Source organism: Microbispora sp. NPDC049633, assembly GCF_040675265.1.
Classification (GTDB): Bacteria; Actinomycetota; Actinomycetes; order Streptosporangiales; family Streptosporangiaceae; genus Microbispora; species Microbispora maris.
The window spans coordinates 1-16,123 of sequence record NZ_JBFAOO010000057.1; the positions used below are offsets into that span (position 1 = coordinate 1).

Below are 16,123 nucleotides of genomic sequence, written 5' to 3' on the forward strand. Positions count from 1 at the left end.
GCGCGCGCCCCGCCGCGGCGCGCCCCCCCCCCCCCCCCCGACCGGCTTCCGGGGGCGGATCGATCGTCAGGAGGCGGGCGAGGCGTCGAACAGGGCCCACACCACCTTGCCGCCGCCACGGGTGAGGACCCATCCCCACGCCGCCGTCAGCGCGTCGACCAGATGCAGCCCGCGGCCCGACTCCGACAGATCGCTCCAGGGCGAGACCGCGGGCACGCGGGCGCTGGCGTCGCTCACTCCGCAGCCGACATGAAACCGGTGTTTCACCAGCCTCAGCCGGATCGGCGGGGCGTCGGCGGGATCGCCGGGAGCGTGCCGCAGCGCGTTGGTCACCAACTCCGACACCACGATCTGCGCGTCCGGCACGAGATCGGGGATCCCCCACCCGCACAGCGTCCTGGCCGTGAAATCACGCGCGGCGGCGGCGGACCTGGTGCGCCCGTGGAATGTGCACGTCGCCGACGGAGGCAGGGACAAGCCGGCGATGTCGTCTCGCTCGAACGTCGAGGTCAACCACGTGGGCGCCGTCGCGGCTCCCGGGCCCGCCAGGTCTGCAGTCATCGCCGATCCCTCAGGTCTCACTCATTACATGATGTGAATTTCCCTGCCGTCGTGTATCTTGCCCTGTGCCTTGCGGATGCAAGCACGCGTGCACGTGCAAATGTCGTAGGCCCCCCGACTTTCTGTCGAAGTTCCCAGAAAAGACGACCTCACCCCGCTCCGGTAGGATGATCAATCCGATCGGTCGACCAGGAATTCTTCCGGAGCGTATGGAGCCCACGTGAACGGACAGGCGGGCAGCACCGCCCCCGCACCGGCCGCGATCGCCCGCGGCGGCCCGACCGCCCTGCGGCTTCTGCTGGGGGCCCAGCTCAGGCGGCTACGCCGGGAGAGCGGTATCACCCCCGAGAAGGCGGCCCGCGCCATCCGCGCGTCGCACGCCAAGATCAGCAGGCTCGAGCTCGGCCGGGTCGGCTTCAAGGAGCGGGACGTCGCCGACCTGCTCACCCTCTACGGCATGACCGACCCCGACGACCGGGCCGTGCTGCTCGACCTGGCGCGGCAGGCGAACATCCCCGGCTGGTGGCACAAGTACAGCGACGTACTGCCGGGCTGGTTCGAGTTCTACGTAGGGCTGGAGGAGGCGGCGTCCGTCATCCGCTGCTACGAACTGCAGTACGTCCCCGGGCTGCTGCAGACGCCCGAGTACGCGCGGGCCCTCGTCCTGCGCGGCACCATGGGGCGGTCGGCCGACGACGTCGACCGGCACGTCGACCTGCGGATGCGCCGGCAGGAACGGCTGACGGGCCCCGACGCGGCGACGCTGTGGGCCGTGATGGACGAGGGCGCGCTGCGCCGCCCGATCGGCGGCCGGAAGGTCATGCGGGCCCAGCTGGAGCACCTCATCGAGGTGACCAGGCAGCCGAACATCACGCTGCAGATCGTGCCGTTCGACCACGGCGGGCACGCCGCGTGCGGGGGGCCCTTCACGATCCTGCGCTTCGACGCGCCCGAGCTGCCCGACGTCGTCTACCTGGAACAGCTCACCAGCGCTCTCTATCTGGACAAGGCCGAGGACACCGAGGCGTACACGCAGGTGCTGAACGCGGTGTGCGTGGACGCCCGGCCGGCCACGCACACCGGCGCGTTCCTGGAGGGGCTGCTCGCCGACCTCGGGTGAACTACCCGCCGGAGAAGAACGCCTGGCAGGTCTCGGCGAAGGCGACGGCGCGCGCGGTGGGCCGCACACCGCGCACCGAGGCGAGCACGACGTCGAGCGTGGGCACGTCGTCGCTGATGGGGACGCACGCGACCCGGCCGCCGTCGTAGGTCTGGTCGCTTTCGGCCCGCTGGTTGAGTATCGAGTAGCCGTGTCCGCCGGCCACCAGCGAGCGCGCCGTCTCGTAGCTCGACGTGCGGAACCGCACGCGCGGCTCGGTGGGATAGATGGTCCGGAAGTAGTCGCGGCTGCGCGGCAGGTCCAGCAGGATCATCGGCTCGGCCGCCAGCTCCGCAAGCGACACCGCCTCCGCCCGGGCCAGCGGGTGCTCCGGCGGCAGCAGCGCGTACGGCCTGGCCCGGGTGAGCGGCCGGATGTCGAGGTCGAGGGCGAGGTCGATGGCGTAGACGAGGGCGACCTCGCACCGCCCGTCGAGCAGGGCCGACTCCATGGTGGAGATCTCGCCCTCCGCGACGCTGACCCGCACCCCCGGATACCGCCCGGCGAACGCGCGCAGCAAGCGGGACAGGTAGAACGGCGCGAGCGTGGTCAGGCAGCCGACGGCGAGCTCACCGGTCAGCGACCCCGCCAGGCCGCGGGCCGACTGGGCGAGCGCCGCGGCGTGGGACAGGAACTCCCGGGCCTCGACGAGGAAGCGCTCGCCCGCGCGGGTCAGCGACAGGCCGCGGGCGTGGTGGCGGATCAGGAGCTGGACCCCCAACTCCCGCTCCACCTGGGCGATGGCGGCCGAGATCGCCGACTGCGCCACCATGAGTTCTCTGCTGGCCGCGGTCATGCTGCCGAGCTCGGCCGCGGTTACGAAGTAACGCAGCTGGACGAGGGTGAAGTTGACGTCCGCCACGCCCCCCATTGTGACCGTCTCAGTGCCCGGCGGCGCCCGCAAACCGGTATGAAGTTCGAATGCCTTTCCCTGGCCCTGATCAGGCGTTTTCTCTTTGAAAACGACTGGTGCCCAGAGCGACGCCCACGACGGCGAAAACCAGGGACACGACGACCCCCCACAACAGGGCCGACGACGCGTAGGAACCGGCGAAGAGCGCGCGCAAACCCTCGACCGCGTACCGGAACGGCGTGAGCCGCGACACCACGTCCAGCCAGGCCGGGGCGAGCGACATCGGCAGCAGCGCGCCCGACAGCAGCATCAGCGGGATGACCACGGTGGACATCACGGGCGCGAACAGCTCCTGCCGCATCGTGAGCGCCGCCGCGTACGACAGCGACGCCATGCCGACGGACAGCACGGTGACCAGCAGCAGGGCGGCGAGCACCCCCGCCAGCGGCGCCCGCAGCCCCAGCGCCCAGGCCGCCATGACGATCACCACGGCCTGGATCAGCAGCACGACGCTGTCCCTGAGCACCCGGCCGAGCAGCAGCGTCACCCGGCTCACCGGCGTGACCCGTAGCCGTTCGAGCACGCCGAACCGTTGGTCGAAGACGATGCTGAAGCCCGCCATGCCCGCGCTCGTCAGCCCGAGCTGCACCAGCAGGCCGGGCACGAGGACGGCCCACGACCCCACACCGCTGCGGGCGAACAGCGGGCCGAACAGCACGAGGTAGAGGAACGGCTGCAGGGCGCCGAAGGCCAGGCTGAACTTGTTGCCGAACGAGGCGCGCAGATAGTGGCCGGTCAGGGCGGCGAGGGCGGTCACGCGGCGGCCCCCTCGCGCAGCTCGCGGCCGGTGACGGCGAGGAAGACGTCGTCGAGCGTGCGCGCGCCGTGCTCGGACTTCAGCTCGTCCGGGGTGCCCGCGGCGACGATCCGGCCGTTGTCGATGATCAGAACGCGGTCGCAGAGCGCGTCGGCCTCCTCCAGGTAGTGGGTCGTGAGGAAGACCGTCAGGCCGTCCCGCTCGCGCAGCCGCCGCACGTGGCCCCACAGGTTGGCGCGGCTCTGCGGGTCGAGCCCGGTCGTGGGCTCGTCGAGGAAGAGCAGCTCGGGCCGGTGGAGCAGGCCCATCGCGATGTCCAGCCGGCGCTTCTGACCGCCCGACAGGGTGACCGTCGTACGCTCCTCGACTCCCGGCAGGTCGAGCTCGGCGAGCAGGGCGGTCACCCGCTCGCGGGCCTCCTCCCTGGTCAGGCCGTACAGGCGGGCCTGGAGCACGAGCTCCTCCCCGACCGGCGAGAACGGGGCGAACGCGCCGCCCTGGGCGACGTAGCCGATGCGGCGGCGTACGCCCGCGGGGTCGGCGAACAGGTCGGCGCCCGCGACCGTGGCGGTGCCGGACGTCGGGCGCAGCAGCGTGGTCAGCATCCGCAGTGTGGTGGTCTTGCCCGCGCCGTTCGGTCCGAGGAAACCGACGATCTCCCCCGCGGAGACGTCGAGATCGATCCCTCGGACGGCCTCGACCGGGCCGAACGTCTTGGTGAGCCCTCTGGCATGAATCATGCCGGGTAGAGTAGCACCAAATTTGGAGTCGCTTAAAGATTGCGTTCGCCCTTACAATCGAGGCATGGAAGAGGGCCTGCGGGAGCGGAAGAAGCGGGAGACCCGGCAGCGCATCGCGGACATCGCGATGGGGCTGTTCCTGCAACGGGGCTTCGACAACGTCACGGTGGCGGAGGTGGCCAGGGCCGCCGACGTGTCGGTCAACACCGTCTTCAACTACTTCCGCACGAAGGAGGACCTGTTCCTCGACCGCGGCGAGGAGACCGAGGACCTGCTGGCCCGCGCCGTGCGCGAGCGCCGCGCGGGCGAGACGGCGGTCGAGGCGGTGCGGCGCGACTTCTTCGACGCCCTCGACGCGGGCGACTGGCGTTACGGGATGAGCGAGGGCCTGGACCTGTTCACGCAGCGGGTGCGGGAGAGTTCGTCCCTCCAGTCACGCGTGCACATGCTGGATGTCAACCGGGAGGAGCGGCTGGCCCGGACGCTCGCGGAGGACGCCGACGCCGAGCCCGACGACCTGACCCCCTGGCTGGTGGCGGCGCAGATCTGCGCCGTCGTCCGCGCGCTGACCCGTCACTTCGCGATGCGGCAGATGGCCGGCGAGGACCCCGCGCAGATCAGGGCCGACATCAGGAACCACGCCGAACGCGCCTTCGACCTGCTGGAGCGTGGCATCGGCGACTACTGCACCCGGTGAGACAAGCCGCCGCCGGCCTCGCCGTCCGCGACCAGCATGGGCAGGCAGACGGCCAAGAACACCAGATATGCCGCGCCCTCCGCGAAGACTCCGAACAGCCACAGCGCGCTGCAGACGAGGCCCCTGTGCAGCTCCAGCGCCACCATCACGATCGCGGCGACCGCCATGACCAGGAGGGGGATGACCGCGGGACGCGTGACCCCGGGCTCCTTCGAGGCGATCACCCCCACACGCTAAGCGCGTAATGTGCAGAACCCGTGATGCTCTCGGAGAGAACTGTGCAAGGTGAAGGAGGAGGTCGAAGCGGAGCCTCCGGCCGACCGCGAATCCGGGCCTCCGCGCGATCGTCCGAGCCCGCGAGTAGTCTCCGTGAGGCAACGCCGCGATACTCCGCCCAGGCCACGCATAGCAAGGCCTGATCGGTCAGACACGGCCTGGGTCGCCTCCCGCCAGGCGGCGGGCGCTCCACACCAGCGCCTCGGTGACGCGGGCCTGCGACAGGCCCAGGGTGTGCCGCTGGAACTGGTAGACCTCGGGCGCGAGCGGCGCCAGCACGGCGTCCGCCGTCGCGTCGGGGTCCGGCACCCCCGCCTCGGTCAGCAGCATCCGCACGTGCAGGCGCCAGAAGCGGTAGGCGCCGGTGCCGAACCGCGCGCTCCCGGTCTCGGCCCCCAGCACGAGGTGCAGGTGACGCTCCAGCAGGTCGGTCATGGCGACATGGAACGCGGCGAGCCGGTCGGCCGGTGAGGCGCCCGGGCCGAGCGGCGGCGGACCGCTCAGGATGTGCTCCTGCACCTGCCGCTCGTGCTCGTCGAGCAGGGCCGTCGCGATCGACGCGGTGTCCGGATAGCGCCGGTAGAGCGTGGCCCGGCCCACCCCCGCCGCCTTGGCGATCTCGTCCATCGTGACGTGCCGGGCGTCCCTCGTCGCGAACAGCTCTTCCGCCGCTTTCAGCACCCGCATGCGGTTGCGTGCGGCGTCCGCCCGTTCCCGCACCGGCCGGCCCGGTTCGAGGTCCAGCACGGGCAGTTCCCGGCCGACGCCGACCGGGACGGCCTCCTCCGACGGAACGCGGCCGTTCGCCCGGTTCCCGCCGGGACCCGTCAACCCGTTGGCCATGAGGACATGGTAGCCCCTCGCGTCAGCCATGTGGACACGGTGTCCGGTTCTCGCTTACGCTCATGCGGACACCACGTCCACTTATGTCGTAGGGGACTGCCATGCATGCCCTGTTTCTCGCCTCGGCGCTGCTGGCCGGCTGCCTGCTGGCCGTGCAGGCCTCAGTGAATCTCCAGCTCAACAAGGCCGTCGGCACGCCGTACGGCGCCTCGACCCTGCAGTTGAGCGTGGCGACCGCCCTGCTGGCGCTCCTCGCGGTCGCCGCCGGTGCGGTCGGCGCGGTCCGCCTCGTGCCGGGTGTCCCGGTCTGGCACCTGCTCGGGGGTTTGGCCAGCCCGCTCTACATCACCAGCGGGATCCTGCTCTTCCCCCGCCTGGGCGCTCTGGCGGCGGCCGGGCTGTTCGTGACCGGCCAGATGTTCGCGTCGCTGGGGCTCGACCTGTTCGGCCTGCTCGGCGTCGCGCGCAAGCCGCCGAGCCTCGGCGTCGCGCTCGGCGCGCTCGCGGTCCTGGCCGGCATCACGGTGATCATCCGTGGGCAGCGCACGGCCTCGTCCGCTCCGGGACCGGCGCCCGAGGCCCCGGGCGGCCCCGCCGGCGGGGCGGGGACCGCGACCCTCACCGCGCCGGCCACCCCGGGCGTACGCCGGGCGGGCGGCCTCGGCCAGGGCGGCTGGATCCTGCTGGGCATCGTCGCGGGCGCGGTCCTGCCCGTGCAGGGCGCGGTCAACGCCGCGCTGCGCGCGGACATCCACGAGCCGGTGACCACCGCGATGATCAGCTTCATCGTGGCCACGATCACCATCGCCGTAGTGCTGATCGTCCTGCTGGCGACGCGCCGCACCCCCCGGCCGCGACTCGGCGGGCTGCGCACGATGCCCTGGTGGGGCTGGCTCGGCGGTGCCTGCGCCGCGGCCTATGTCACCGCGACCTTCACGCTCATCCCCGCGATCGGCGCCGCCACCACCGTGGCGCTGACCGTGACCGGTCAGCAGCTCGCCTCGGCCGTGATCGACAACCACGGCCTCCTGCGGCTGCCCCGCCGCCCGCTCACCGCGCCGCGCATGTCCGGTCTCGCCCTGCTCATCGCCGGCTCGGTGCTCGTCCAGCTCACCTGAGCGAACCCGCCTACGACCTGTCCGGCCCGGCCGGGTTCGTCGCCGCGCCGGACGACCCGCCCCGGCCGGCGCCCCGGCACATCCTCAGCTCGCGCGCACCGTCGCGGGACAAGAGACGACACAAGGAGAACGCCGATGACGACGACACCGACCCCGGAGCCCGGCACCATCATCATCTTCTCCGACATCTGGTGCTCCTTCGCGCACATCGCGGTGCACCGGCTCCATCAGACCCGGGAACGGCTCGGCCTGACCGGCCGGGTCCGGTTCGACCACCGCGCCTTCCCGCTGGAACTGCTCAACGACGCGCCGAGCCCCCGGCCGGGGACCGACAGCGAGGTGGCCCGGATGGCCTCGCTCGAACCCGGCGCGGGGTGGCAGCTGTGGCAGGCGAAGGACTGGCTGTACCCCTCCACCACGCTGCCCGCGCTGGAGGCCGTCCAGGCGGCCAAGGAGCAGGGCTTCACCGCTTCGGAGCAGCTCGACCTGGCGCTGCGGAGGGCCTTTTGGGCCGAGTCGCGGTGCGTCAGTCACCGCAAGGTCATCCTGGACGCCGCCGCGTCCACCGGGGTGGTGGACGTGGCCGCGCTGGCGGCCGCTCTGGACGACGGCCGGGCACGCGCGGCGCTGTCCGAGCAGGCCGCCGTCGCGGCGACCGACCGGGTGAACTGCAGTCCGCACCTGTTCCTGCCGGACGGCACCGACCACGCCAACCCCGGCATCGAGGTCGGCTGGGCCGGCGGGTACGGCATCGGCTGGCCCGTCGTCTCCTCCGACGATCCGGGCGTGTTCGAGGACATCCTCAAGCGCGCCGCCGCCTGACCGGAGCACCCTCCCGAAGGCGCCTCACGCCGGCGGACCCGCCCGGGCTAGATACGGGCGATGAGCGCGTAGCGTTCGTCGCCCACCGGGTGCCCCCACAGGGCGGGATCGTCGCTGAGCGGTTCGACACGCACGTCGGCGACGAGCGGCCGCACCGCGTCGGCCAGGTCGGCGGCGGTGACGCCGAAGCCCCAGGGCAGCGATTCGGCGCCCGCCACATAAGGCAGTGCGGCCTGCCCGGCCTCACCCCAGCGTCCCTCGATGAGCACCAGCCGGCCGTTGGGCCGAAGCCGGGCGACCCACCCGCGCAGCGCGGCGTGCGGATCGGGCAGGGTCCAGATCAGGTGCCGGCAGAGCAGCATGTCGAACCGGTCGTCGCCTACGGGCGGGACGACGGCGTCGCCGGCCAGGAGACGCCTGCGAGCACCTCGCGCATGCCGTCGCGGCCGCGGGCGGGGTGGCGCGCCGGGCGCGGGGGCATGCCGGACGCGGCGGCTGTATACAGTTCCACGTGAAGTTGGACGAGCTCGATCGCGCCATCATCCGGGCCCTCGTCGAGGACGCCCGAGCGACGTACGCCGAGATAGGCGCTCAAGTGGGGCTGTCGGCTCCGGCCGTGAAGAGGCGGGTCGACCGGCTCGTCGCCAGTGGCGCGATCACCGGGTTCAGCGCCCGGGTGGAGCCGTCGGCCCTCGGCTGGACCACCGAGGCGTACGTCGAGCTGTACTGCCGGGGCAAGACCTCCCCCACGGAGATCGGCATGGCCGTGTCCCGGCATCCGGAGGTCGTCTCGGCATGCACGGTCACCGGGGAGGCGGACGCGTTGCTGCACATCCGCGCGACCGACGTACGGCACGTCGAGCGCGTGATCGAACGCCTGGCGGCCGAGCCGTTCGTGGTGCGCACCAAGAGCTCGATCGTGCTGTCCCGGCTGATTAACGGATCGCCGCAAAACGGGTGAAGGACGCAACCGATCCACACGTGACCGCAACGCGGGCGCATTGGATTGTCGTCTCCGGATTCCTACGCTGAAGTCCCGTTCACCGGTTTCCCGCTTGGAGTCGACGATGACGCTCGCGCCAGCCACCGAGGCCACAGAGAGTGGCCGCACGGGTACGGCCCGGCATTTCCTGATGTGCCGGCCCGAGTTCTTCACGGTCTCGTATTCGATCAACCCGTGGATGCACCCGGAGAAGGAGACCGACACCGCACGGGCGCTGCGGCAGTGGGAGAGCCTCCGGCAGGCGTACGAGAGCCTGGGCCACACCGTCAGCCTTATCGACCCGATCGAGGGCCTGCCGGACATGGTGTTCGCCGCCAACGGCGCGCTCGTGGTCGACGGACGGGTCTACGGCGCCAGGTTCGCGCACCCGCAGCGTGCCGCCGAGGGCCCCGCCTACCTGCGGTGGTTCGACGAGCGGGGATACGAGACACTGGAGGCGTCCTTCACCAACGAGGGCGAGGGCGACTACCTGACGCTCGACGAGATGATCCTGGCCGGGACGGGCTTCCGCACCGACGTGGCGGCGCACATGGAGGCCCAGGAGTTCCTCGGCCGCCCGGTCGTCACGCTGCGCCTGGTCGACCCGAGGTTCTACCACCTCGACACCGCTCTGTTCCCGCTGGACGGCCACAACGTGGCGTACTACCCGGAGGCGTTCAGCGAGGGCAGCAGGAAGGTGCTGCGGCGGCTGTTCCCCGACGCCGTGATCGCCACGTCCGCGGACGCGGAGGTGCTGGGCCTCAACGCGGTGAGCGACGGCCGGAACGTCGTCGTCAACGCCGAGGCGACCGGGCTGACCCTCGAACTGAAGCGCCGCGGCTTCGAGGTCGTCCCGGTCGACCTCAGCGAGCTGCGCAAGTCCGGCGGCGGCCCCAAGTGCTGCACCCTCGAGATCCGGCCGAGCAGGGAGATCCGATGAGGACAGAGGAGTTCATCAGGCTCAGCGAGAGCCACAGCGCGCACAACTACCACCCGCTGCCGGTCGTGATCAGCTCCGCCGAGGGCGCCTGGGTCACCGACGTGGAGGGCAAGCGGTATCTCGACTGCCTGGCCGGCTACTCCTCGCTGAACTTCGGCCACGGCAACCCCGAGATCCTCGCGGCGGCGCGCGAGCAGCTCGACCGGCTGACGCTGACCAGCCGGGCGTTCTACCACGACCGGTTCGCGGCGTTCGTCACCGGCCTTTCCGAGCTGTGCGGCAAGGACATGGTCCTGCCGATGAACACCGGCGCGGAGGCCGTCGAAACCGCGATCAAGGTGGCCCGCAAGTGGGGGTACGAGGTCAAGGGCGTCGCCCCCGACCAGGCCAACATCGTCGTGATGGAGGACAACTTCCACGGCCGTACGACGACGATCGTGGGCTTCTCCACCGACCCCGAGTCGCGCGAGGGGTTCGGCCCCTTCTCCCCCGGCTTCCGGACCGTCAAGTACGGCTCGGTGGAGGCGGTCAGGGAGGCGATCGACGAGAACACCGTGGCCGTGCTGCTCGAGCCGATCCAGGGCGAGGCAGGCGTGCTGGTCCCGCCGGACGGCTACCTGGCCGCGGTCCGGGAGATCTGCACCGACAACGACGTGCTGCTGGTGGCCGACGAGATCCAGTCGGGCCTCGGCCGCACCGGCGACACGTTCGCCTGCGACCACGAGCGGGTCGTCCCGGACCTGTACGTCCTGGGCAAGGCCCTCGGCGGCGGCGTGGTCCCGGTCTCCGCGGTCGTCGCGAACACCGACGTCATGGGCGTGATCGGGCCGGGCCAGCACGGCTCCACGTTCGGCGGCAACCCGCTGGCGTGCGCCGTCGGCGACGCGGTCATCGGGCTGCTGAAGACCGGCGAGTATCAGGCCAGGGCCCGCGAGCTGGGCGCGTTCCTGCACGCGCGGCTCGCCGATCTGGGCCCCGGTGTGGTGGCGGTGCGCGGGCGCGGACTGTGGGCGGGCGTCGACATCGACCCCTCCCTCGGCACGGGCCGGCAGATCAGCGAGGCGCTCCTGCGCCGCGGCGTGCTCGTCAAGGACACGCACGGCTCGACGATCCGCCTCGCGCCGCCCCTCGTCGTCTCCCGGGACGACCTGGAGTGGGCGATGGACCAGCTCAGCGCGGTGCTGCGGGAGGCTCGGGTCTGATCAGCACCGTGTCGTGGTCGCCGGTGTCGGTGAACCACGTCACCCTGGCCTCTCCGGGCGCCAGGTCGACGGCGGTCATCATGTTGGGGAACCAGGGTCCCTTGCTGATCCGCCATCGCAACGGCGTCCGGGGCAGGCCGCCCGCCCGGGCCAGCACGCCGCCGAGCACGCCCGCCAGCCCGAACGACGCCACGATGTTGGCGAAGCGCAGCGTGCGGCTCAGCGGGTTGCGGATCGGCGAGCAGACGATCTGGTGGACGCGCCCGCCGCCCCGGCGCCGTACGGACGCCATGTAGGAGTAGTGGACGTCGCCCGACAGGAGCAGGACGCTCGCGGGCGGCCTGCCCCGGCCGCCCGAGGCGACCTCCAACACCACCCGCGCCAGTTCCTCGAACGACCGGCGGAAGGCCCCCCAGTGCTCCAGGTCGAGAAACTGCCGCAGCCGCTCGCCCCACCGTGCCGCCCGGCGGCCCCAGATGCCGTCGCAGACCGCCTCGTTCCAGCTCTCGACGTGGTGGATGCCCGCGGGCAGCAGGATCGGCAGCGAGGACCCGACGAGCAGGTGGTCGAAGTCCCCCGTGGCGTGCTTGTCGAACCAGTCCCACTCCGCGGGGTCGAGCATCCGCCGGTGTCCCGGCTCCAGCACCCGGGCGCTGCGGCTGTCGAGCACGATCAGCCGGGTGTCGCCCAGGTCCCGGTGGTAGCTCCAGCGCACCGAATCGGGCTCACGGTCGGCCCGCCGGGCGAAGACGTCGAGCACCTCGTCGCCGCCGCCGGCCTTCAGCGCGGTGAGCACGGGATCGGCCGCCCGCTCGTCCGGGGGCAGGTTCCCCAGGTGCTGGTAGACGTAGTACGAGCCGAGCGCCGAGACGATGCGCCGGTCCCACCAGGGCACGTCGGCCATCTGCTCACGCCACGCCGCCGAGGTGTTCCAGTCGTCCCTGACGTCGTGGTCGTCGAAGATCATGAGGGTGGGGACCGTGGCCATCAGCCAGCGGACCGGAGGATCGGACCACGCCTGGCGGTACAGCTCGGCGTACTCCTCGAAGTCGACGACCTCCTGCGGGCCGTCGTCCCTGCGCCCGGCGATGAACTCCTTCATGTCCGGGGTGAGCTCGTCGGCGTACACCTGGTCGCCCAGCAGCAGGATCAGGTCGGGCCGCTCGTCCGGCGACTCCATCACACGCAGGCCGTACGCCCGCAGGACGTCCGGGCCGTGCGTGCGCACGTACGGCTCCTCGTGCGGCACGCTGGTGCGGCAGGAGCCGAAGATCAGCCGGTCGAGGCGGGTGAGCGGGTGGATCACGCTCGGCGGCAGGCCGGCTTCCGGCCACACCCGCCGGTCGTCGAGCTCCACCTCGTAGGCCACCGGCCCGTCGACGCCGACGTCGATCAGGGCGTAGTGGTGACCGTGCACGGTGAAGGTGCGCTCCTCCGAACAGGCGTCGCCGGCCCGCACGCGGACGGTACACGGCTCGGAGGTCTCCACCCAGACGGTCGCGGCGGCCGCGTCCACGTGACGCAGCAGCGGGCCCAGCACAAGTTCCGGCACCCACCTTGTCTACTGGCAAACCCCGTCTATCGCAAAAGGTCCCCTAAGAGCGCCCTAAGTACACCAGAACGGCGAAATGTCGCCCGGCGATCTCCTTATTGTCCAATATCGCGATCACCACGGCTCGCGGTTTGATCCTGATGTCGCTCCTCCAGGCCGGTCGTACGCGGTCGTCAACGTCGACGGTCCGCGAGGTCCGGGGGACGGCCTCTCTCCCGACAGGAGCACAACAGAATGACCATCACGGACTTCCCGACAACGGCGTCGGGGGTTCGGTCCCCGATCCCCGATCGGCAGACCGCGTCTTTCGCCCCCCAGCCCACCCCCGGTGAGCGCGCCCTCGCCGCCGCCCGGTTCCAGCTCGCCGAGGCGTCCCGCTTCCTCGGCCTCGACGACGGCATGCACCGCATGCTCGCCACGCCCCGCCGCTCGCTGACGGTCTCCGTGCCCGTACGGCGCGAGGACGGCCGCCTGGAGGTGGTGCAGGGCCACCGCGTGCAGCACAACCTGTCGCGCGGCCCGGCCAAGGGCGGCATCCGCTTCCACCCCGCCACCGACCTCGCCGAGGTCACCGCCCTGGCCATGTGGATGACGTGGAAGTGCGCGCTCGTCGGCATTCCGTACGGCGGGGCCAAGGGCGGCGTCGCGGTGGACCCGGCCACGCTGACCACGCGCGAGCTCGAACGCGTCACCCGGCGCTACGTCAACGAGATCCTGCCGCTGATCGGCCCGGAGAAGGACATCCCCGCGCCCGACGTCGGCACCGACGAGCAGACCATGGCCTGGATCATGGACACTTACAGCGCGAACGCGGGCTACTCGGTCCCGGGCGTGGTGACCGGCAAGCCCACGGCGCTCGGCGGCTCGCTGGGCCGCGCGGGCGCGACCTCGCGCGGGGTGCAGATCGCCGCGCTGCGGGCGCTGGCCGAGATCAGCGGGGCGCGCTCCCCCGAGGGCGCGACCGTGGCGGTGCAGGGCTTCGGCAAGGTGGGCGCGCTCGCCGCGCAGTACCTCGCCGACGCCGGCTGCCGTGTCGTGGCGGTCTCCGACGCGGGCGGCGCGGTCGTCCGGCCCTCCGGGCTCGACGTCGCCGCGCTGCGCGCCCACGCGGCCGAGACCGGCTCGGTCCACGGCTACCGCGACGCCGACCCGCTCTCCCGCGGCGACCTGCTCGAACTCGACGTGGACGTGCTGGTGCCCGCCGCGCTCGAAGGCGTGATCACGGCGGACAACGCCCCGCGCGTACGGGCCCGCCTGGTCGTGGAGGGCGCCAACGGGCCCACCACGCCCGAGGCCGACCTGATCCTGGCGGGCAGCGGGATCACGGTGGTCCCCGACATCCTGGCCAACGCCGGCGGGGTCATCGTGTCCTACCTGGAGTGGGTGCAGAACACCCAGGCGTACTCCTGGAGCGCGGGCGAGGTCGAGGTGAAGCTCCGCGACCTGATGGAGAACGCCTACCGGGCGGTCGCGGAACTGGCCGCGGAGCGCGACCTCACCCTCCGCCAGGCCGCCCACGCGATCGGCGTGGGGCGGGTGGCCGAGGCCCACCGGATGCGTGGCCTCTACCCCTGACGGCCGTGAAGGACCCCTGACGGCGACCGAAGACGGCGATGACGGCCGCCTCCCGGGAATATGCGGCTTCCGGGAGGCGGTCAGGCCGTCGCGGCTACGTCCTCAGCGGCGGCACCCGCAGCGGTGATGTCCGCCGCGGCCCGGACGATCTCCTCACACAGCTCGTGGGTCAGCAGGGCGTCGTCCGCCGTGAGGATCCGCCCCTCCCGCACCGCGCCGAGGAACTCCCGGCAGATCTGCTCGATGCCGCGCTGCCTGGTCGCCGGGACCCAGTCCCCCCGCCTCATGACGGTCTCGTCCCCGGCGTAGTCGACCACGTCGCCGAGGTTGACCACGCGCCGCTTCCCGCCGTCGCCCATGACCTCGCAGGTCTCCTCGGCCGCGCCGCTGGTGCGGCTCATCACGCCGACGGCGGTGAAGCCGTCGCCGCCGAGCGTGACCACGACGTGTTCGAGCAGGCCCTCCCGCACCCTGGTCCTGACCGAGGTGCCGGTGATCGGCCCGGGGGCGAGGAAGCGCAGCGTGTCGGCCACGTGGATGAAGTCGTCGAAGACCACGGCGCGCGGGTCGCCGGGCAGGTCGCGCCGGTTCTTCTGCATCACGACCACGTCGCGCGGCAGGTCGCGCAGGGCCGCGTACGCGGGGGCGTGCCTGCGGTTGAACCCGACCATCAGTGACCTGTTCCGCTCGGCGGCCAGCCGTACGAGCCCGGCGGAGGCGGCGGCGTCGTAGGCGAGCGGCTTGTCGACGTAGACGTGCACGCCCGCCTCCAGCAGCGTGGTCACGATCGGGACGTGGGCCTCCGTGGCCGCGTGCACGAACGCCGCGTCGATCCCGGCGCCGACGAGGTCGCCGAGGGCGGTGAAGCGGGCGCCGATGCGGTAGGCGTCGCCGAGCCGGTCGAGAGCCGTGCGGTCACGGGTGCACAGCAGCGGCTCGATGTCCGGCGTCGCCGCCAGCACCGGCAGGTACGCCTTCTCCGCGATGTCTCCCAGACCGATGATCCCGACTCTCATGCCCGGGAGACTACCGCCGTCCCTCCGGCGCCTTTCAGCGCCCCCGCCACCACGCCACCGTCTCCTTCACCCCGTCCTCCATCGGCGTCGGCGCGAACCCGAGGACCGCCTGGGAGGCGGCGGAGTCGAGCACGTACGGCCGGTCGAACTGATAACGGGTCTCCCCCAGCTCACGCAGGAACGGCGACGCGAGACCACCCGCCTTGACCACCAACGCCGGCAGCCGCCGCAGGCGCGGCGCCGGAAGGCCGGCCGCCTCGCACACCCTCTCGGCGTACTCGCGCAGAGTGAAGGGCGGCGCGGTCGGGATGTGCCAGGCCCGGCCCCACGCGCGCTCCTCCTCAGCGGCCGCCGCCAGCGCCCGCACCACGTCGGGCAGGTACGTGTAGCTGTGCGGGATGCGGGGGTCGCTGATTATGGTGGCGGGCTTGCCCGCGAACAAGGGCTCCAGGAGCCGCGGCCCGAGGTAGGACTGGTCGGACGACCGCGGCCCGTAGTAGTCCGAGCCCCGCACCTCGGTCACCCGCACCCTGCCCGCCTCGTGGGCGGCCCGCATCTCCTCCCACATCCGCGCCCGGACCCTGCCCTTCGTCCCGGTCGCGGCGAGCGGCAGGTCCTCGGTCATCGGCCCGTCCACCGGTCCGTACCCGTACAGGTTGCCCAGCGTGACCAGGACGGCCCCCGACGACTCCGCGGCGGCCAGGAGCGAGGCCGCGATCGGCGGCCAGTCCACAGGCCACCGGTGATAGCGCGGGTTGGCGCAGTTGTAGAGCGCGTCGGCCCCCTCGGTGAGCCGCCGCATCGCGGACGCGTCGCCCGCGTCCGCCGCGACCGGTGAGATCCCGGGGCGCTTCGGTCCGGAGCCCGAGCGGGTGACGAGGGTCACCTCGTGCCCCCGCTCCGCCAGCGTCTCGGCGAGCCCGCCGCCGACCTGTCCCGCCCCGACGATCACATGCTTGCCCATAACCTC

18 protein-coding genes are annotated in these 16,123 nt (G+C 72.1%); 8 read left to right on the plus strand and 10 right to left on the minus strand.

Going from position 1 to position 16,123, the window contains the following annotated elements; all coding sequences use genetic code 11:
* Positions 1-66: 66 nt before the first annotated feature.
* Positions 67-561, minus strand: coding sequence for an ATP-binding protein (locus AB0J39_RS17215; RefSeq protein ID WP_363465418.1), 495 nt, complete (start codon positions 559-561; stop codon positions 67-69).
* Between the two features lie 220 nt (positions 562-781).
* On the opposite strand from AB0J39_RS17215, the gene AB0J39_RS17220 reads away from it, so the two are divergent.
* Positions 782-1,681 carry a helix-turn-helix transcriptional regulator gene (locus tag AB0J39_RS17220; RefSeq protein WP_363465420.1) on the plus strand — a complete coding sequence of 300 codons (900 nt, stop codon included), beginning with the start codon at positions 782-784 and terminating at the stop codon, positions 1,679-1,681.
* Between the two features lies 1 nt (position 1,682).
* Here AB0J39_RS17220 and AB0J39_RS17225 read toward each other — a convergent pair whose 3' ends face one another.
* The 3 genes from AB0J39_RS17225 to AB0J39_RS17235 all read right to left on the minus strand — a co-directional run bounded on the left by AB0J39_RS17225 (position 1,683) and on the right by AB0J39_RS17235 (position 4,130).
* Positions 1,683-2,591 carry a LysR family transcriptional regulator gene (locus AB0J39_RS17225; protein ID WP_346226517.1) on the minus strand — a complete coding sequence of 303 codons (909 nt, stop codon included), beginning with the start codon at positions 2,589-2,591 and terminating at the stop codon, positions 1,683-1,685.
* 70 nt (positions 2,592-2,661) lie between these two features.
* The gene (locus AB0J39_RS17230; protein ID WP_363465423.1) at positions 2,662-3,390 is read right to left on the minus strand and encodes an ABC transporter permease; all 729 of its coding nucleotides are present in this window, start codon (positions 3,388-3,390) and stop codon (positions 2,662-2,664) included.
* Positions 3,387-4,130 carry an ATP-binding cassette domain-containing protein gene (locus tag AB0J39_RS17235; RefSeq protein ID WP_363465426.1) on the minus strand — a complete coding sequence of 248 codons (744 nt, stop codon included), beginning with the start codon at positions 4,128-4,130 and terminating at the stop codon, positions 3,387-3,389. Before AB0J39_RS17235 ends, AB0J39_RS17230 begins: the two co-directional genes overlap by 4 nt.
* Positions 4,131-4,194: 64 nt before the next feature.
* Between AB0J39_RS17235 and AB0J39_RS17240 the strand changes: the two genes are divergently transcribed.
* On the plus strand, positions 4,195-4,827 hold the full coding sequence (locus AB0J39_RS17240; RefSeq protein WP_363465429.1) for a helix-turn-helix domain-containing protein: 633 nt from the start codon (positions 4,195-4,197) through the stop codon (positions 4,825-4,827).
* Here the strand turns inward: AB0J39_RS17240 and AB0J39_RS17245 are convergent.
* Together AB0J39_RS17245 and AB0J39_RS17250 are read right to left on the minus strand one after the other, a co-directional pair.
* Positions 4,812-5,051 (minus strand): hypothetical protein, encoded by a 240-nt coding sequence (locus tag AB0J39_RS17245; RefSeq protein ID WP_363465432.1) that lies wholly within the window; start codon positions 5,049-5,051, stop codon positions 4,812-4,814. The genes AB0J39_RS17240 and AB0J39_RS17245 overlap by 16 nt on opposite strands.
* Positions 5,052-5,250: 199 nt before the next feature.
* Entirely contained in the window at positions 5,251-5,976 is a 726-nt protein-coding gene (locus tag AB0J39_RS17250) for a helix-turn-helix domain-containing protein (protein ID WP_363465435.1), read from the minus strand.
* Positions 5,977-6,047: 71 nt separating this feature from the next.
* On the opposite strand from AB0J39_RS17250, the gene AB0J39_RS17255 reads away from it, so the two are divergent.
* Entirely contained in the window at positions 6,048-7,064 is a 1,017-nt protein-coding gene (locus AB0J39_RS17255; RefSeq protein ID WP_363465438.1) for a DMT family transporter, read from the plus strand.
* A gap of 135 nt (positions 7,065-7,199) precedes the next feature.
* A complete protein-coding gene (locus AB0J39_RS17260) occupies positions 7,200-7,886 on the plus strand; it encodes a DsbA family protein (protein ID WP_363465439.1) in 687 nt (228 codons plus the stop codon).
* Positions 7,887-7,933: 47 nt separating this feature from the next.
* Here AB0J39_RS17260 and AB0J39_RS17265 read toward each other — a convergent pair whose 3' ends face one another.
* Positions 7,934-8,296 (minus strand): methyltransferase domain-containing protein, encoded by a 363-nt coding sequence (locus AB0J39_RS17265; protein WP_363465518.1) that lies wholly within the window; start codon positions 8,294-8,296, stop codon positions 7,934-7,936.
* 101 nt (positions 8,297-8,397) lie between these two features.
* Between AB0J39_RS17265 and AB0J39_RS17270 the strand changes: the two genes are divergently transcribed.
* From AB0J39_RS17270 to rocD, 3 genes are all read left to right on the plus strand, one after another.
* Positions 8,398-8,847, plus strand: a complete 450-nt coding sequence (locus AB0J39_RS17270) for an Lrp/AsnC family transcriptional regulator (protein ID WP_169979095.1) — start codon at positions 8,398-8,400, stop codon at positions 8,845-8,847.
* 106 nt (positions 8,848-8,953) lie between these two features.
* Entirely contained in the window at positions 8,954-9,808 is an 855-nt protein-coding gene (gene ddaH / locus AB0J39_RS17275; RefSeq protein WP_363465442.1) for a dimethylargininase, read from the plus strand.
* Positions 9,805-11,010 (plus strand): ornithine--oxo-acid transaminase, encoded by a 1,206-nt coding sequence (gene rocD, locus AB0J39_RS17280; RefSeq protein ID WP_363465445.1) that lies wholly within the window; start codon positions 9,805-9,807, stop codon positions 11,008-11,010. Before ddaH ends, rocD begins: the two co-directional genes overlap by 4 nt.
* Here the strand turns inward: rocD and AB0J39_RS17285 are convergent.
* Entirely contained in the window at positions 10,979-12,562 is a 1,584-nt protein-coding gene (locus AB0J39_RS17285) for an alkaline phosphatase D family protein (protein WP_363465447.1), read from the minus strand. The genes rocD and AB0J39_RS17285 overlap by 32 nt on opposite strands.
* Positions 12,563-12,796: 234 nt before the next feature.
* On the opposite strand from AB0J39_RS17285, the gene AB0J39_RS17290 reads away from it, so the two are divergent.
* Positions 12,797-14,137 carry a Glu/Leu/Phe/Val dehydrogenase gene (locus AB0J39_RS17290; RefSeq protein WP_363465449.1) on the plus strand — a complete coding sequence of 447 codons (1,341 nt, stop codon included), beginning with the start codon at positions 12,797-12,799 and terminating at the stop codon, positions 14,135-14,137.
* Between the two features lie 80 nt (positions 14,138-14,217).
* Here AB0J39_RS17290 and AB0J39_RS17295 read toward each other — a convergent pair whose 3' ends face one another.
* Positions 14,218-15,153 carry a Gfo/Idh/MocA family oxidoreductase gene (locus AB0J39_RS17295; RefSeq protein ID WP_363465451.1) on the minus strand — a complete coding sequence of 312 codons (936 nt, stop codon included), beginning with the start codon at positions 15,151-15,153 and terminating at the stop codon, positions 14,218-14,220.
* 34 nt (positions 15,154-15,187) lie between these two features.
* On the minus strand, positions 15,188-16,117 hold the full coding sequence (locus AB0J39_RS17300; RefSeq protein ID WP_363465454.1) for an NAD-dependent epimerase/dehydratase family protein: 930 nt from the start codon (positions 16,115-16,117) through the stop codon (positions 15,188-15,190).
* Positions 16,118-16,123: the final 6 nt, after the last annotated feature.

What these genes read in the sequence shown, in the direction of transcription:
- AB0J39_RS17215 (WP_363465418.1), bottom strand. Translation starts at nt 561, where the DNA reads ATGACTGCAGACCTGGCGGGCCCGGGAGCCGCGACGGCGCCCACGTGG.
- AB0J39_RS17225 (WP_346226517.1), bottom strand. Translation starts at nt 2,591, where the DNA reads ATGGGGGGCGTGGCGGACGTCAACTTCACCCTCGTCCAGCTGCGTTAC.
- AB0J39_RS17235 (WP_363465426.1), bottom strand. Translation starts at nt 4,130, where the DNA reads ATGATTCATGCCAGAGGGCTCACCAAGACGTTCGGCCCGGTCGAGGCC.
- AB0J39_RS17240 (WP_363465429.1), top strand. Translation starts at nt 4,195, where the DNA reads ATGGAAGAGGGCCTGCGGGAGCGGAAGAAGCGGGAGACCCGGCAGCGC.
- AB0J39_RS17250 (WP_363465435.1), bottom strand. Translation starts at nt 5,976, where the DNA reads ATGGCTGACGCGAGGGGCTACCATGTCCTCATGGCCAACGGGTTGACG.
- AB0J39_RS17255 (WP_363465438.1), top strand. Translation starts at nt 6,048, where the DNA reads ATGCATGCCCTGTTTCTCGCCTCGGCGCTGCTGGCCGGCTGCCTGCTG.
- AB0J39_RS17260 (WP_363465439.1), top strand. Translation starts at nt 7,200, where the DNA reads ATGACGACGACACCGACCCCGGAGCCCGGCACCATCATCATCTTCTCC.
- ddaH (WP_363465442.1), top strand. Translation starts at nt 8,954, where the DNA reads ATGACGCTCGCGCCAGCCACCGAGGCCACAGAGAGTGGCCGCACGGGT.
- rocD (WP_363465445.1), top strand. Translation starts at nt 9,805, where the DNA reads ATGAGGACAGAGGAGTTCATCAGGCTCAGCGAGAGCCACAGCGCGCAC.
- AB0J39_RS17290 (WP_363465449.1), top strand. Translation starts at nt 12,797, where the DNA reads ATGACCATCACGGACTTCCCGACAACGGCGTCGGGGGTTCGGTCCCCG.
- AB0J39_RS17295 (WP_363465451.1), bottom strand. Translation starts at nt 15,153, where the DNA reads ATGAGAGTCGGGATCATCGGTCTGGGAGACATCGCGGAGAAGGCGTAC.
- AB0J39_RS17300 (WP_363465454.1), bottom strand. Translation starts at nt 16,117, where the DNA reads ATGGGCAAGCATGTGATCGTCGGGGCGGGACAGGTCGGCGGCGGGCTC.